Origin of the sequence: Pacificoceanicola niger, from assembly GCF_048553275.1 — a bacterium.
In the GTDB taxonomy this organism is placed as follows: Bacteria; Pseudomonadota; Alphaproteobacteria; order Rhodobacterales; family Rhodobacteraceae; genus Pacificoceanicola.
Window position 1 is genome coordinate 195,394 of the sequence record NZ_JBLZMW010000002.1, and the last position, 13,996, is coordinate 209,389.

Below are 13,996 nucleotides of genomic sequence, written 5' to 3' on the forward strand. Positions count from 1 at the left end.
CGCAATGGCCGGCCCGCCGCATGGGCGCGCGTCAAGACCTGCTTTGCCCGCCGGTGTCAGGCCGAAGCGGTTGCGTCGATCTCGAACAGAAGGCCCGGAATCGCGAGCCGGGTGACCCCCAGCAGCGTCATGGGCGGGGCGACCTGATGCGGGCCAAAGCGCTGTCCCATCAGGTCGAAATTCATCAACGCCGCGTCCACATCGGTGGCATAGACGCCCAGCCTGGTTACATTGCCCAAGGTCATCCCGGCCTCCTTCAGAACCGCCTCCAGGTTATCCAGAGCCAGGCTGATTTGGGCGCGCATATCGCCGGGGTGCTGCGGAGTGCCGGTGTCATCCACGGCGGTCTGGCCCGCGCAGACGAGCTGCCGCGTGGCGCCGTCGAGGATTTCCGCCTGATTGTATCCCAGTTTCAAAGACCAGTCCCAGGGGTTCACTGCGGTGCGTTTCATTGTTCGAGTCTCCTTGGTTCGTGTTGCCGGACCCGGTGTAGGAGAAAATGGTGCCAAATTTTGTCACTATTTATGATAGGCTCGTCTGATGAAGAGTCGTCTCAGACAGGATGCCATCGTGCGCAGCCTGCGCCGAACCGGAACCGCCACGATTGATGACCTTGCCGAGGCGGTGGGGGTGTCCCGTCGCACCGTCCTGCGCGATATCGGCGCGTTGCGTGACGCGGGATTCGTCATCCATTCCGATGTGGGCCGGGGCGGCGGCGTGCAGCTTGATCCGCAGTCGATGCAAACCACCGCGCGGCTTTCGGTGCCGGAGGTCTTTGCGCTGCTGATCAGTGTTGCGGCGATGCGGGCGGCGGGCAATCTGCCCTTCGCGGATCTGGCGGATGCCGGGCTTGCCAAGATCGAGAAGGCTCTGCCGGGTGACAAGGTTCGCGATTTGCGGGCCTTTCTCGATTGTTTGCATATCGGGCAGCTTTCGCCGCTTCAGGATTTGTCGGATCTTGGCCGGATGGACGCGGATCTGTTGCCCGCTTTCGAAACGGCGTTCCTCAACCGGCAGATGATCGGGTTCGTCTATCGTGATGCAAAGGGGCGCCGGACGAGGCGCAGCTTGGAGCCGCAGGCGATGCTGATCCTGCCGCCGCTTTGGTATCTGGTGGCCTGGGACCCGGCGCGGGGGGATTTCCGGCATTTCCGGATGGACCGGATTGACACGCCTGCGGCGATTGACGGGACAGTGTTTCGCCGCCGCCACGTGCCATTTGCTGACGATGTTTGCCCGTATCGTGACCTCGTGCGCTGAGATGTGTCGGGCCGTTCGCGGCGTCGGCCTGGTGGGGGTGCGCGAGCGCTTTCGGCGGTGGTCTGCCGAGCGCTGCGCCGGAACCTGCCGATGGGCCGGGCGCGGCTGATCCAGGACTTGCCCGCGCGCAAAAATACCGCATAGGTTGTTGGCATCCCAGAACGAAAAAGCCGCCACCACAAGGCGGCGTGGAGAGACGGAGACCGCCGGGCGTTTGGCGCGCGGGGGCCTGTGAGGCAGTGTCAGCGCAGGGATGCGTGCCGGGGTCTTCGTCCCGCGCGCCGCTTTGTGGTGGTCTGCCCGGCGGAAGAGACGAGCGGCAAAAGGGACCACCGATGGCAGACGGATGGCGGATGACACTCCTGAAACGGGCGTTGCAGCTGGGTTTGATCCTGGCGGGGGTGGGATGGCTCAACAACACGTCGTTGCTGTTTGATCCGGACACCGGGCCGGGCGTGCGGCTGCTGGCCGATCGCGGGGTGCAACAGAGTGTTGCGCGGGACGGGCCGGAGGCGGATGGCTGCATGGCGGCGCGGATCGGGCCGGTGACGCATGGGTTCATCGAGAACACGATTCCGTCGATGCGGGCAGCGTTTGAGGCCGGGGCGTCGGTGGTGGCGCTTGACGTGCACCTGACGCCGGATGGCCGGTTCGTGGTGTTCCGCGACCGGCGGTTGGAGTGCCGGACGGATGGCACGGGGGTGACGCGGGCGCAACCGCTGGCCTATCTGAAGGGGCTGGATGTCGGCTTTGGCTATACGGCGGACGGGGGGCATTTTCCGCTGCGCGGGACGGGTGTCGGGTTGATGCCGACGCTGCGTGAGGTTTTTGACGCCGAGCTAGGCGGGCGGTATCTGATCCACTTTCAGAGCACGCGGATCGAAGAGGGCGAGGCGCTGGCGCGGATGATCGAGCGGCCGGAGTGGCGGCGGCAGGTCTGGGGTGTTTACGGCGATGCGATCCCGACGCGGGCGGCGGAGGCCTCGGTACGGGGGCTGCGCGGGTTCGACACGGCGCGGATGGCGGATTGTCTCAAGCTCTATGCGCTGCTGGGCTGGACCGGGCATGTGCCGGAGGCCTGCCGTGATGGGATCGTGGCGGTGCCGATGGATGTGGCGCCCTATCTCTGGGGCTGGCCGCATCGGTTTACCTGGCGCATGGGCAAGGCCGGAAGTGCGGTTGTGCTGCTTGGTCCGCAGGACGGGAACGGCTTTGCCTCCGGTGTGGAGACGGGCGATTTCTGGGCCTCCGTGCCGGACGGGTTCGACGGTTATGTCTGGACCGATCGGGTGGAGGCGGTGGGCGCGGGGCTGCCGCGGGCCGAGTTGATCGGTCAGCGCTGAGGCGGTGCGCCCCGCCGTCTAGCGCCTCTCGATCCGGAGCCAGATGCCATCGCGGGAGCGCACGGTGAGGTGGGCTTCGGGTACGGGCTCGCGTCCGTCGATGGCGGTGACGCGCAAATCGCGCAGAAGCAGCGCGAGCAGCAGCACCCCTTCGACCATGGCAAAACCCGCGCCGGTGCAGACCCGCGCCCCGGCGGAGAAGGGAATATAGGCCTCGCGCCCGCAGGTCTTGCCGTTTTCGGAGTGCCAGCGGGCCGGATCGAAGCCGTCGGGATTGTCCCAGAGCCGTTCGTGCCGGTGCAGGTGCCAGGGCGAGAGTACGACCTGCGCTCCCTTGGGCAGGGTGCGGTTGCGGAAGTGTTCGGGGCAGGTGGTCTCGCGCACCATCATCGGCACCGGCGGGTACAGGCGCAGCGCCTCGCGGAAGACGTCGCGGCTGATCTTCAGCTTCGAGACATCGGAGAAATCGCCGGTCAGTGTCTGCGCCTCCTGCGCGATGCGGTCCTGCCAATCGGGGTGCGTGGCGAGCAGGTAGAGCGCCCAGGAGAGGGCAGAGGCAGAGGTCTCATGCCCGGCAAGGAAGAAGATCGCGACCTGATCGACCATTTCCTCGGCGGTAAAGGTCTCGCCGGTCTGGGGATCGCGGGTTGTCATGATCTTGGTGGCCAGATCGTCCGGTGCGGTGCCTTCGGCGATCCGGGTCTGGCGGTCCTCGGTGAGCCGCGTGATGAGCGCGCGGATGCGCCGCGCTGTGGCGCGGGTGCCCTTGCGGAAAAAGCGCGGGAACAGGCGCGGCAGCGGGACAAAGGCGGCGAGGTTCAGGATCGGCTGGCTGCGCTGGTAGGCGCGGAATTCGTGGAAGACTTGCTGCGCGGTGGCGTCCTCGATGGGGATCGAGAACAGCGTGCGGAAGATCACGTCGGCGGCGGCGTGGGAGGTGATTTCCTCGATCTCGACGGTCTCGCCGGCGCGGGCCATGAGGCGGGCGCGGGCGGCCTCGGCGGCGGCCCACATGGCCGGGTAGGTTTCGCGCAGGCGGCCGCCTTCGAAGGCGGGGTCGATGATGCGGCGCTGGCGTTGCCAGTCTGCCCCGTTGGTCAGGAAGACGGACTTGCCCAGCAGCGGCCGCAGCCCTTCGGAGATGCGGTTCGATTTGGGAAAATCCAGCGGGCGCTCCTTGAGCACGGTTTTGACGAGGTCGGGCTGATTGATCAGGAAGCTGCGGAAGAACGGCGTTTTGAACTCCGCCATCCAGGCGCGGTAGAGGCGCGCGGGCTGGGCGCTGAGGATATCGCGGCGGAACAGTTTGACATAGCGCCAGAGCGAGACGCGGTCCGGGCGGGGGAGCGGCTTTGGCGGGATCATGGCGTTTGCGACGTGAATTTGGAGACGGGGTGCTCGATGCGGCTCGCGGAGGGGGGGCGGTTTGCATAGCGCGTGGCCAGCGGGACCGGCCCGGCGGTGATCTGGAAATAGTCGTAATCGAGCGGCGCGTCGAAGGCGCAGAGGTATTGGAAATGCAGGCGGAAAAACCGCCAGCGGAGCTCTTTCCAGCGCGCCGGGCTGAGCGATTTGGTGAACTGCGCGGAGAAGACCAGCGGCCAGCGTTTGTCCGGCGGCGCGACGCCGGAGACGCCGACCGGATCGCACAGCGCAAAGGCGCAGCCGTCGCCGGGGGCGGTGACGTCGACCCATGTCAGCGCCTCGCGGGCGCTGAGATAGGCAAGGTCGGCGCGCAGGCGAAACGCATTGCGCAGGAAGGAGACCATGGGGACGACCTGTCCCAGGCTGAGAAAGGCGAGTTCTGGGCCGCCCTGCGGGACGCGGCCCTGCCGGATCAGGTCGGCGAGGATGGACACGGCGAGATGCGCGCCGGAGCTGTGGCCGACGATGAGCACCTCGTCGGTGTCGGTTTGCAGGGCTTCGGCGATGGTATCGGTGAATTGCGCGATTCGGGTTTCGAGTTCGGGCGGGTTGGCGCCCTTGTGCTGCGCCGAATAGGCGTAGTCGTGCATGAGGTAATAGGCGAAGACCTTGCCGTCCTGCTTTTTGAACCAGCGCAGCAGCAGGATGGCGAGGGCGACCCCGATAAGCGCGCCGAGCGCCGGCGTGACGCCGCCGAGGGGCGGCAGAAGGTTGGCGAGGGCAAGAACGCTCCAGGCGAGCAGCAGCGCCAGCAGCAGTTGCAGCAGCAGCATTCCGATGGGGTAGAGCGCCGCGATCACCGGCCCCTTGCGCAGCTTCATCAGGCGAAACAGCGCGCCGGAGCCGATGTATTCGCTCGCGGTGCGGATCAACTGGGCATAGGTGGCGGGAATGGAGGTGTCCATGCTGTCGCGCACGATGTCGGACCAGACGAGGACCTCGATGTCGGCCTGTGTCGACTGTCCGTTGATGGTGCTCTCGACGTGCCAGCCGTAGTTTCGCCCCCTGGGCGCGGGGCTGAGCGAGAGCGTATAGCCGGAGATCCGCGCCTGTTCGGCGCCTTCCTTGCGGTAGAGTTCGCGGTAGCGGCGGGGGTGAATCGGATCGTAGCCGGGGATGTAGAACACCCGGCGGTGGCGGACCTGCTGCTCCGCCTGATCGGTCTGTGCCTGCTCTGCGCTCATGCCTCGCGCCCTATCGGTTTGGATCAGGCTAGTCGGGTTTTCCGGCGAGAGTAAGGCTTAGGTTTGGCGGATCAGGTCCGGTTTTCGCGGGACGGTCCGTAGGGCGGGGCTGTGCCCCGCACCCCCTGGCAAGACGCCCTTACCCAAGCGATCCCAGCGCCGGGAACGTTTCCAGCAGCCAGAAGGACAGCGCCGAGAAGCCGCCGGTCAGCATGAGCAGGCCAATGGTCCAGAGCAGCAGGCCCATGGCGCGCTCGATCTGCTCCATATGGCGTTTCATCCATGTCAGCGCTCCGGTCAGGCGCGGCAGGAAGGCGGCGACAAGCAGGAAGGGGATGCCAAGCCCGGCGGCATAGACCCCGAGCAGAAGGGTGCCGCGAGACAAGGAGGCCTCGGAGGCGGCCAGCGACAGGATCGCACCCAGTTGCGGGCCGATGCAGGGCGTCCAGCCAAAGGCAAAGGCCAGCCCGAGAATATAGGCGCCAAAGGCGTTGCCGCCCCGGTCGCCCGCGTCCAGACGCGCCTCCCGGTCGAGAAAGCCGATGCGGTAGACCCCGACGAAATGCGCGCCGAAGATCATCACGATGACCCCGGCCACGGTGTTGAACCAGCCCTGGTATTGCAGCAGCGCGGTGCCCGCGGCGGAGGCGGCAAAGCCGAGCAACAAAAAGACCGTGGACAGGCCCAGCACGAAGAACAGCGCCGCGAGAAGCGCTTTGTTGCGGGCATTGCTGCTGTTCATCTCGGCCAGTGAGACACCGCTCATATAGGCCAGGTAGGGCGGCACAACGGGCAGCACGCAGGGCGAGAGAAAGGAAATCAGCCCGGCCAGCAGCGCCACGAAGGCGGCCGGCAGGAAAGACGCGTCGATGATCTCGATTCCGAACATGGCTTTGGCATAGGCGATTGCGCGCGCCGCGTCACGGCATCAATCGGTCACATCCTCGGGGGTGGCTGTAACAAGGGTCTTTCCCTTGGCGGCGGCGGGCGCTATCTGCGCGGCTATGGACCACGAACTCGATGCCATTGGCCTTCTGTGCCCGCTGCCCGTTCTGAAAGCCCGCAAGCGCCTGCAGGGGCTTGCTGCGGGTGATGTTCTGGTAGTGATGACGGACGATCCGGCGGCGGTGATCGACATGCCGCATTTCTGCGCCGAGGCGGGGCATGACTTGCTTGGCCAGTCCGAAGCGGGCGACGTGATCACCTGGCGCATCCGCAAAGCCTAGCAGGCTGCTAAAAAACTTCAGGAACCGCGATTTCGACGTCAAAGTGCGTCACTTTTCGGGCTCTTTCGTTGAGCTGATGAAAATGCGGCGCATCGGACCCTGACGCGCGAGGCGCGTCCATCTGACCCTTTTCAACGGCCTTCTACCGCATTGAGTCGGTGCGGCAAGAGGCCCCGGATCAGGTCCGGGGCTGCCGGGCGCTGATCTGCCGGGATTCGCGACAGAGCCCGATGGCGCCGCTCATTTCCAGTCGAAAAAGCCCGGGCCGGCTTCGGTCAGCAGGCGGTTGGCCAGTTCATGGCCGATTTGCGGGCCGTCCTTGGCCGCGCCGGTGATTTCGCCGGCATAGGACGCGCTGCCGTCGGGGCTGAGGATCTCGCCGCGCAGCCGCAGCATTGTCCCGTCCAGGTCTGCCAGCGCCGCGATGGGAGTCTCGCATGAGCCGTCCAGCGCCGCCAGGAAGGAGCGTTCCGCCGCCAGCCGCGTGCCTGTATCGGTGTCATGGATCGCGGCGAGCATGGCGGCGGCGCGGGCATCGTCCGCCCGGCGCTCTATGCCGATGGCGCCCTGCGCCACGGCGGGCAGCATGTCTTCGGGAGCAATGGCTGTCTTCGGCACGTCGACCATGTTCATCCGGTTCAGCCCGGCCATGGCAAGAAAGGTTGCCTCTGCCACCCCATCGGCCAGTTTTTTCAGCCGGGTCTGGACGTTGCCCCGGAACTCCACCACCTGCAGATCGGGCCGCCGCGTCAACAGCTGGGCCTTGCGTCGCAGCGATGAGGTGCCGACCACCGCACCCTGCCGCAGATCGTGCAGCCCGCCGCCCGAGAGGGTGATGAAGGCATCGCGCGTGTCCTCGCGCGGCAGGTAGCAATCGAGCACAAGCCCGGCGGGCTGCTCGGTCGGCATGTCCTTCATGGAGTGCACCGCGATGTCGATGCCGCCCGAAAGCATGGCCTCTTCGATCTCCTTGGTGAACAGCCCCTTGTTGCCGATCTCCTTCAGGGGGCGGTCAGCGGCGATCAGCGTGCGATCATCGCCCGTGGTCTTGATCACCACGATCTCGAAGGCCTCTTCGGGCAGATCGAAGGCGGCACTGAGCCGCGCGCGCGTTTCATGCGCCTGCGCCAGGGCAAGCGGAGAGCCACGGGTGCCGATCTTGAGCGGCGCGGAAGCGGAGGGGAGATCCTGTGTCATTCTCTTTTCTTATGCGGCGCTTTAGGCGGTGGCAATGGCGCGTGTTTTGACATATTGCCGCCAGAGTGAGTGTGGAGGCCCCGATGACCAAGACGATCCTGCGCGCCCTTGCGGGCGAAACCCTGCCAACGCCGCCGATCTGGATGATGCGCCAGGCGGGCCGTTACCTGCCGGAATACAAGGCGACGCGCGCCGAAGCCGGTGATTTCCTGTCGCTGTGCTACAATCCGGAGCTGGCAACGGAGGTCACGCTCCAGCCGATCCGGCGCTATGGTTTCGATGCGGCAATCCTGTTTGCCGACATCCTCCTGCTGCCGCAGGCGCTCGGCGCGGATCTGTGGTTTGTCACCGGCGAGGGGCCGCGTCTGTCGACGATTCAGACGCAGGCCGATTTCGACAAGCTCGGCCGTGGGGAAATGATCCACGATACGCTCTCGCCGATCTATCAGACAGTGGCCAACCTGCGCAAAGCGCTGCCGGACGAGACGACGCTGATCGGCTTTGCCGGGGCGCCCTGGACCGTGGCAACCTACATGATCGCCGGGCAGGGAACGAAGGATCAGGGCCCGGCCCATGCGCTCAAGGCCGAGAACCGCGCGCTCTTCGAGGCGATCATCGATCGCCTGACGGAGGCCACCATCGACTACCTCTCCGAGCAGGTCAAAGCCGGGGCCGAGGTGGTCAAACTGTTCGACAGTTGGGCCGGGTCGCTGAACGGCGAGGATTTCGACCGCTATGCAATGGAACCCGCAAGGATCATCACCGCAGAGCTGAAATCCCGCTTCCCGGGCCTGCCGGTCATCGCCTTCCCGCGCCAGGCTGGGGAGAAATACATCGGGTTCCACGCCGCCACCGGCGCCGATTGCGTCGCCATCGACGACAGCGTCACGCCGGAGTGGGCCGCAGAGCACGTACAGACCGGCGGTTGCGTCCAGGGCAATCTGGCAAGCCGCCACATGGTCACCGGCGGGCAGGCTCTCATCGACGAGACCAAACATGTCGTCAAAGCCCTCTCCAAAGGCCCGCACATCTTCAACCTGGGCCATGGCATCACGCCAGACGCCGACCCCGAAAACGTGCAGCTGATGATCGACACGGTGCGTGGCAAGACCTGACCGGGCAAGCAAAGCGCCGCCCGGACCCGTTTCACCGGTGCTGAAATAACCGGGGCGGGCCGAAGGCGCGGGGCAGAGCCCCATCCCGGGCGGCTCCGCAGGAGGCGCCCGCCGGTCGCCGGGCCGAAGGCACGGCGAAACGCCTCTGCCCAAGAGTTGAAAATTCTGCGCACCGTTAGCGATAAAGGCCGCGCCGCCCTCTATCCCCCTGCTGCCCCCTCGTCTATTCCATGGCAAAAGAATTTCTTTACCATGAGGACTACAGATGGCTCAGGACCCCGAAACCTTCGCAAAACAGATCGACCTGATGGCAACGGGCAAGGGCTTCATCGCCGCGCTTGACCAGTCCGGCGGCTCCACGCCCAAGGCGCTTTTGCAATATGGCGTCAAGGAAGACGAATACGAGGGCGAGGAGGCGATGTTCGCCGAGATTCATGCCATGCGCTCGCGCATCATCATGGCGCCGGATTTCACCTCCGACAAGGTGCTCGGCGCGATCCTGTTCGAGCGCACCATGCGCGGCGAGATCGACGGCAAGCCCGTGCCTTCGGTGCTGTGGGAAGATCGCGGGATCATCCCGTTCCTGAAGATCGACAAGGGCCTTGAGAACAAGGCCGACGGTGTGCAGTTGATGAAGCCGATCCCGGGCCTTGCCGAGCTTCTGGCCGATGCGCGCGGGTTTGGCGTGTTCGGCACCAAGGAGCGGTCTGTCATTCACGAGGCCAACGAGGCGGGCATCACCGCTGTGGTCGGGCAGCAATTCGCGCTGGGCCGCTCGGTCTGCGCCGCTGGTCTCGTGCCGATCATCGAGCCGGAGGTCGACATCCATTCCCCGTCCAAGGGCGAGGCCGAAGCGCTGCTGCGTGATGCAATTGCCGTGCAGCTTGGCCTCCTTGGCGAAGACGAGAAGGTCATGCTCAAGCTGACCATCCCGAACGAGGACGGCTTTTATGACGCGCTCGCCGATCACCCGAATGTGGTGCGTGTTGTCGCGCTTTCGGGCGGCTATTCCACCGACGAGGCCTGCGAGAAGCTGGCGCGTCAGCCGAAGATGATCGCCTCCTTCAGCCGCGCGCTGGCCGAGGGGTTGAGCAAGCCGATGTCCGATGCGGATTTCAACGCGGCGCTCGGCAGCAACATCGACAAGATCTACCAGGCGTCGGTCTGAGGCCGCGCCGCCCCGCGCGCATGCGGGGGGCAACAGTATCCATGGGACGGCGGGGCGCGGGCCTTGCCGTCCTTTTTCTGTCCGGGCCCCGAATCAAACAGGCGAGGGGTTCGGGGGCAATCTGGGCATGGTTAAAGCAATTCCCGTAGGGATTGTGGGCAAAATTCAGGCCGCAACTCCCGGATTTGGTTGCGGCGAAACAAACCGCATTTCCCAGTAAAACAAGAGCGTTCAGCAGGACAAACGCGCAATTCCGCCATGATGCGCACCAGTTTTTTGCCACAATGTTCGGTCAATTTTAGCCTTATTCGAGTAACGCGGATCGGGTGGTTTTTTGAATGGTACAGCGTGTTGTGCTGGCGGGTATTGCTTTGGGTCCGGCCCTGGCGGTTCTGCTTTTTCCGATCACCGCATTGGGTAACCCCGTGGCGTTGGCGCTGAGCGGTGCGGGTGGTGTGTGGTGTTTTTGTGCGTCGTTCAGATGGCGCGGCGGCCGGTCCGCCGCGTCGTCCTGCGATGTACCACTGCTGCGGCGCAGGGCGGCGGTCGATGATTTGCCGGAGCCTGCGGTTCTGCGCGCCATGCTTGCTCAGCGTTTTGCGGTTCCGGACGCGATGACCTCGCCGCGCGAGCAGCGGATTTCCCAGACGGTCTATCAGCTCGCGCAGCGCATGACCGAAGGTGATCTTGCGCTGCTCAGCGATGAGCAGTTGAGGTCTCTGGCGGCGGTTCAGCGGCTGTTGCGGGCGTCCCCGCAGGAGGCTGGCGCGCTGGCGCAGCGGTTCGAGCAGCCTGCGGCGGTGCTTGATCTGCGCGATGTGGTGGCCTGGGCGCTGCCCCGGTAATTGCCCCTGTACCTGTGCGCGCCGGGCGTTTAGACCCCGGCGGCAGAGAAGGATGGCGCCGATGAACACCCCCGAGGACCCGAAAACCCCGACCAACCGGTCGCATGGCCGCAAGACCATCAGCGTCTCGCTCAGGCCGCGCAGCCTGATGGAAGAGGAGGATCTGGCCCGCGCGTGGCGCGCGCAGGTGATCACGCTTTTCCCCGAGGCCTTTCCCGGCGTCTTGGGCCAGAGCCTGACCGGCAAGGCGCTCAAGGATGGCAAATGGCAGCTGCACACCGTGAACCTGCGCGACTTCGGGCAGGGCAAGCATCGCAATGTCGATGACACGCCCGCCGGCGGCGGCGCGGGCATGGTGTTGCGCCCGGATGTCATGGGCCACGCCATTGAACACGCCATGCGGCGGCTGCCGGGGCCATTGGTCTATCTCAGCCCGCGCGGGCGGCGGTTCGATCAGGCGATGGCGCGGGATTGGGCGGGCTTGCCGGGGGTCACGTTGATTTGCGGCCGGTTCGAGGGGCTCGATGAACGGGTGCTGGAGCATTACGGCATTGCCGAGGTCTCGCTTGGCGATTTTGTCATGACAGGCGGCGAGATCGCGGCGCAGGCGATGCTGGACGCGACGGTGCGGCTTTTGCCCGGCGTGCTGGGCAATGCCGACAGCGCGGTAGAGGAGAGTCACAGCAGCGGGCTTCTGGAGCATCCGCAATACACGCGCCCGGCGGAATGGAACGGGCACAAGGTTCCCGATGTGCTGATGTCCGGCAATCACGGGGCGATTGCCAGGTGGCGGCAGGACCAGAGCGAAGCGTTGACCCGTCGCCGCAGGCCCGATCTGTGGGCCGCGCATCAGGCGCAGCGAGAGCGCGGCGATGACTGAGGCGCTTGTGTTTCGGGACGCCGTGGAGGCGGATCTGCCAGTGGTTCTGCGCCTGCTGGCGGATGATGATCTGGGCCGGGCGCGCGAAGATCTCTCGGAGCCGTTGAACGCGGCTTATCGCGCGGCGTTTGAGGCCATCACGGTCGATCCCAACCAGCGGTTGGTGGTGGCGGAGCGCGGCGGCGGGGTGATTGGCACGCTGCAACTGAGCTTCTTGCCCGGCCTGTCGCATCAGGGGGCATGGCGTGCGCAGATCGAGGCGGTGCGTGTCGACAGCGCGCTGCGCGGGCAGGGGCTTGGGCGGCAGATGATCGACTGGGCCGTCGAGGTGGCCCGGACGCGGGGTTGCCGGATGGTTCAACTGACCTCCAACGCCAGCCGCAGCGACGCGCATCGCTTCTATGAGGGTCTCGGCTTTGCCAAGAGCCACGCGGGCTTCAAGCGCGTCCTGTAAGCTTTGTCAGCGGCGTTCAGCCTTTGACGGCGTCAGGTTTGAGGGCATTTGGTTCGGGGTGGTCGGTGGCGGTGCCTTCCTTGATCTCCACTTCCAGCTCTGCGTTCACCTCTGCCCCCAGCAAGATGACATAGGCGGAAATCCACAGCCAGAAGAGCAGGATCACCACCCCTGCGAGCGAGCCGAAAGTTTCCTGATAGGAGCCGAAATTTTCGGCATAGAAGGAGAACAAGACAGATCCGGCGACCCAGAGCACCGAGGCCAGCAGCGCACCGGGCAGGGTCCATGACCACAGCGGCGCGCGGCGATCCGGACCAAAGCGATAGAGCGCCGCCGCGCCCATGACCGTCATGCCGAAGAGCAGCACCCAGCGCAGAGCCGCAATGACCAACTCCAGATCGCCAAGGTTGAGGATGGACAGCAGTGCAGGCAGGATCAGCACCGCACCCAGACCCGCGACAAGACCGACGATCAGCAGGAGGGTCAGCCCAAGGGTCGTCAGTTTGAGTTTGAGAAAGCCACGCCGCTCGGGTTCCTTGTAAACGATGTTCAGCCCTTCGATCAGGGTGGCGACCCCTTTGGACGACGACCACAGGGCAAGGCCCATGCCAACAAGCGCGGTCAGCCCAAGCCCGCCGTTCGCCGACCCGGCAACCGAAGTGGCCTGATCGGTGATGATCTGTGCGGCGCGGGCCGGCATCATGTCGGCGATGCGGTCCAGTTGAGCCGCGACATCGGCAGGTGCGAGCACAAGCCCGGCAATGGCCATCACCGCAGCAATTGCCGGAAAAATTGCCAGAAGCCCGTAGAAGGCCACGCCCGCCGAAACCAGCCCCACGTGGTCCGTGGTCAGCGCATCTTTCACGCGAAACAGCACAGCTTTCCAGCCGCTTGCGCCGATTTGGGTTGGGCTGGTCATCGTGACCTTCATGATTTGGTCCTGTTACTGTTCCTCGCACGCCCGCGCGGCGCGCCCGTAGAGTCAACGGAACCAGGGGGCAATCGGTTCCCCGCGATCTCACCGCGCGATGCCGGATTCGTCGGCCGCCAGTCCATGACGGCGCTGCGAAGGGGGGAGACCGTGCACTGCGCCGGAGGGGCGGGCAGGTAGGTCACGCAGGGTTTGTGTTTTGGCGGCAGCACCGGTGAGACCATGAACGCCGCAAGATTGCGAAGAAAATCAAGGCGGTGGGACAGAACCAAGGCCCCGTCGCCCATCACGCCGCCGCGCGGCTTCGCCTTTCCTTCCGGGCGGAATCGTGCGACGGCGCGGCGCGGGGCGGGCAATTTTGCGAAAGGGCGCGGAACGCGGGCGCCCGGCGGCGCGAATCCCCTTGATTTGCTGGTCCAGAGGCCGTAAGGGAGGCCATCTTCTGGCTCCGGCATGTCCGGAGCCTTTGGATTTCGTGGGCAACCACACCAACAAACCAATAGCTGTCTTGCAATATTTCCCCGGAAATCAATCGCCTGACAGACATTTCCGCGGGAAAACCGCGTGTAGAAAAGGAGAGATCAGATGGACCTGATCGCACAGATCGAAGCGGAGCAGATCGCTGCGCTGGGGAAGACCATCCCCGACTTCAAGGCCGGCGACACCATCCGCGTCGGCTTCAAGGTGACCGAAGGCACGCGCACCCGTATTCAGAACTATGAAGGTGTTTGCATCAGCCGCAAGAATGGCGCTGGCATTGCCGGTTCGTTCACTGTTCGCAAGATTTCCTTTGGTGAGGGCGTCGAGCGCGTCTTCCCGCTGCACTCGACCAACATCGAGACGATCGAGGTTGTGCGCCGTGGCCGTGTTCGCCGCGCCAAGCTCTACTACCTGCGGGATCGTCGCGGCAAGTCCGCCCGTATCGCCGAAGACAGCCACTACAAAGCCCCCAAGGCCAAAGCGTAAGG

At 65.2% G+C, this 13,996-nt stretch carries 15 protein-coding genes; 9 read left to right on the top strand and 6 right to left on the bottom strand.

Annotation, left to right across the window (positions count from 1 at the left end; translation table 11 throughout):
* Nucleotides 1–56 precede the first annotated feature (56 nt).
* Nucleotides 57–452 carry a RidA family protein gene (locus tag ACN2XU_RS03545; RefSeq protein WP_419409021.1) on the bottom strand — a complete coding sequence of 132 codons (396 nt, stop codon included), beginning with the start codon at nt 450–452 and terminating at the stop codon, nt 57–59.
* 88 nt (nt 453–540) lie between these two features.
* On the opposite strand from ACN2XU_RS03545, the gene ACN2XU_RS03550 reads away from it, so the two are divergent.
* Both ACN2XU_RS03550 and ACN2XU_RS03555 read left to right on the top strand, forming a co-directional pair.
* Nucleotides 541–1,260 (top strand): helix-turn-helix transcriptional regulator, encoded by a 720-nt coding sequence (locus tag ACN2XU_RS03550; RefSeq protein WP_419409022.1) that lies wholly within the window; start codon nt 541–543, stop codon nt 1,258–1,260.
* Between the two features lie 353 nt (nt 1,261–1,613).
* The gene (locus ACN2XU_RS03555) at nt 1,614–2,603 is read left to right on the top strand and encodes a glycerophosphodiester phosphodiesterase family protein (RefSeq protein WP_419409023.1); all 990 of its coding nucleotides are present in this window, start codon (nt 1,614–1,616) and stop codon (nt 2,601–2,603) included.
* Between the two features lie 18 nt (nt 2,604–2,621).
* Here the strand turns inward: ACN2XU_RS03555 and ACN2XU_RS03560 are convergent, their stop codons facing one another.
* The 3 genes from ACN2XU_RS03560 to ACN2XU_RS03570 form a co-directional block, all read right to left on the bottom strand.
* Nucleotides 2,622–3,968 (bottom strand): cytochrome P450, encoded by a 1,347-nt coding sequence (locus tag ACN2XU_RS03560; RefSeq protein WP_419409024.1) that lies wholly within the window; start codon nt 3,966–3,968, stop codon nt 2,622–2,624.
* Nucleotides 3,965–5,212, bottom strand: coding sequence for a hypothetical protein (locus ACN2XU_RS03565; RefSeq protein ID WP_419409025.1), 1,248 nt, complete (start codon nt 5,210–5,212; stop codon nt 3,965–3,967). The genes ACN2XU_RS03560 and ACN2XU_RS03565 overlap by 4 nt, the downstream gene beginning before the upstream one ends.
* Nucleotides 5,213–5,351: 139 nt before the next feature.
* On the bottom strand, nt 5,352–6,101 hold the full coding sequence (locus ACN2XU_RS03570; RefSeq protein ID WP_419409026.1) for a cytochrome c biogenesis CcdA family protein: 750 nt from the start codon (nt 6,099–6,101) through the stop codon (nt 5,352–5,354).
* 115 nt (nt 6,102–6,216) lie between these two features.
* Between ACN2XU_RS03570 and ACN2XU_RS03575 the strand changes: the two genes are divergently transcribed.
* Nucleotides 6,217–6,438, top strand: a complete 222-nt coding sequence (locus ACN2XU_RS03575; RefSeq protein WP_419409027.1) for a sulfurtransferase TusA family protein — start codon at nt 6,217–6,219, stop codon at nt 6,436–6,438.
* A 240-nt stretch (nt 6,439–6,678) separates the two neighbouring features.
* On the opposite strand, the gene hemC is transcribed toward ACN2XU_RS03575, so the two are convergent.
* A complete protein-coding gene (gene hemC / locus ACN2XU_RS03580) occupies nt 6,679–7,635 on the bottom strand; it encodes a hydroxymethylbilane synthase (RefSeq protein ID WP_419409028.1) in 957 nt (318 codons plus the stop codon).
* Between the two features lie 83 nt (nt 7,636–7,718).
* On the opposite strand from hemC, the gene hemE reads away from it, so the two are divergent.
* The 5 genes from hemE to ACN2XU_RS03605 all read left to right on the top strand — a co-directional run bounded on the left by hemE (nt 7,719) and on the right by ACN2XU_RS03605 (nt 12,097).
* Nucleotides 7,719–8,750, top strand: coding sequence for a uroporphyrinogen decarboxylase (gene hemE, locus ACN2XU_RS03585; protein WP_419409029.1), 1,032 nt, complete (start codon nt 7,719–7,721; stop codon nt 8,748–8,750).
* Between the two features lie 265 nt (nt 8,751–9,015).
* The gene (locus ACN2XU_RS03590) at nt 9,016–9,918 is read left to right on the top strand and encodes a fructose bisphosphate aldolase (RefSeq protein WP_419409030.1); all 903 of its coding nucleotides are present in this window, start codon (nt 9,016–9,018) and stop codon (nt 9,916–9,918) included.
* Nucleotides 9,919–10,256: 338 nt separating this feature from the next.
* On the top strand, nt 10,257–10,763 hold the full coding sequence (locus ACN2XU_RS03595; protein WP_419409031.1) for a hypothetical protein: 507 nt from the start codon (nt 10,257–10,259) through the stop codon (nt 10,761–10,763).
* Between the two features lie 61 nt (nt 10,764–10,824).
* Nucleotides 10,825–11,643, top strand: a complete 819-nt coding sequence (gene trmD / locus ACN2XU_RS03600) for a tRNA (guanosine(37)-N1)-methyltransferase TrmD (protein WP_419409032.1) — start codon at nt 10,825–10,827, stop codon at nt 11,641–11,643.
* Nucleotides 11,636–12,097, top strand: a complete 462-nt coding sequence (locus tag ACN2XU_RS03605) for a GNAT family N-acetyltransferase (protein WP_419409033.1) — start codon at nt 11,636–11,638, stop codon at nt 12,095–12,097. The genes trmD and ACN2XU_RS03605 overlap by 8 nt, the downstream gene beginning before the upstream one ends.
* Before the next feature lie 16 nt (nt 12,098–12,113).
* Here the strand turns inward: ACN2XU_RS03605 and ACN2XU_RS03610 are convergent, their stop codons facing one another.
* Nucleotides 12,114–13,028, bottom strand: a complete 915-nt coding sequence (locus ACN2XU_RS03610) for a YihY/virulence factor BrkB family protein (RefSeq protein ID WP_419409034.1) — start codon at nt 13,026–13,028, stop codon at nt 12,114–12,116.
* A gap of 585 nt (nt 13,029–13,613) precedes the next feature.
* Here ACN2XU_RS03610 and rplS point away from each other — a divergent pair.
* Nucleotides 13,614–13,994 (top strand): 50S ribosomal protein L19, encoded by a 381-nt coding sequence (gene rplS / locus ACN2XU_RS03615; protein WP_419409035.1) that lies wholly within the window; start codon nt 13,614–13,616, stop codon nt 13,992–13,994.
* Nucleotides 13,995–13,996 lie beyond the last annotated feature (2 nt).

Bases quoted from the DNA above. Each gene is read 5' to 3' on its own strand.
- hemE (WP_419409029.1), top strand. From the start codon at position 7,719: ATGACCAAGACGATCCTGCGCGCCCTTGCGGGCGAAACCCTGCCAACG.
- ACN2XU_RS03570 (WP_419409026.1), bottom strand. From the start codon at position 6,101: ATGTTCGGAATCGAGATCATCGACGCGTCTTTCCTGCCGGCCGCCTTC.
- ACN2XU_RS03590 (WP_419409030.1), top strand. From the start codon at position 9,016: ATGGCTCAGGACCCCGAAACCTTCGCAAAACAGATCGACCTGATGGCA.
- ACN2XU_RS03575 (WP_419409027.1), top strand. From the start codon at position 6,217: ATGGACCACGAACTCGATGCCATTGGCCTTCTGTGCCCGCTGCCCGTT.
- rplS (WP_419409035.1), top strand. From the start codon at position 13,614: ATGGACCTGATCGCACAGATCGAAGCGGAGCAGATCGCTGCGCTGGGG.
- ACN2XU_RS03545 (WP_419409021.1), bottom strand. From the start codon at position 452: ATGAAACGCACCGCAGTGAACCCCTGGGACTGGTCTTTGAAACTGGGA.
- ACN2XU_RS03555 (WP_419409023.1), top strand. From the start codon at position 1,614: ATGACACTCCTGAAACGGGCGTTGCAGCTGGGTTTGATCCTGGCGGGG.
- ACN2XU_RS03595 (WP_419409031.1), top strand. From the start codon at position 10,257: ATGGTACAGCGTGTTGTGCTGGCGGGTATTGCTTTGGGTCCGGCCCTG.
- hemC (WP_419409028.1), bottom strand. From the start codon at position 7,635: ATGACACAGGATCTCCCCTCCGCTTCCGCGCCGCTCAAGATCGGCACC.
- trmD (WP_419409032.1), top strand. From the start codon at position 10,825: ATGAACACCCCCGAGGACCCGAAAACCCCGACCAACCGGTCGCATGGC.
- ACN2XU_RS03550 (WP_419409022.1), top strand. From the start codon at position 541: ATGAAGAGTCGTCTCAGACAGGATGCCATCGTGCGCAGCCTGCGCCGA.
- ACN2XU_RS03610 (WP_419409034.1), bottom strand. From the start codon at position 13,028: ATGAAGGTCACGATGACCAGCCCAACCCAAATCGGCGCAAGCGGCTGG.
- ACN2XU_RS03605 (WP_419409033.1), top strand. From the start codon at position 11,636: ATGACTGAGGCGCTTGTGTTTCGGGACGCCGTGGAGGCGGATCTGCCA.
- ACN2XU_RS03565 (WP_419409025.1), bottom strand. From the start codon at position 5,212: ATGAGCGCAGAGCAGGCACAGACCGATCAGGCGGAGCAGCAGGTCCGC.
- ACN2XU_RS03560 (WP_419409024.1), bottom strand. From the start codon at position 3,968: ATGATCCCGCCAAAGCCGCTCCCCCGCCCGGACCGCGTCTCGCTCTGG.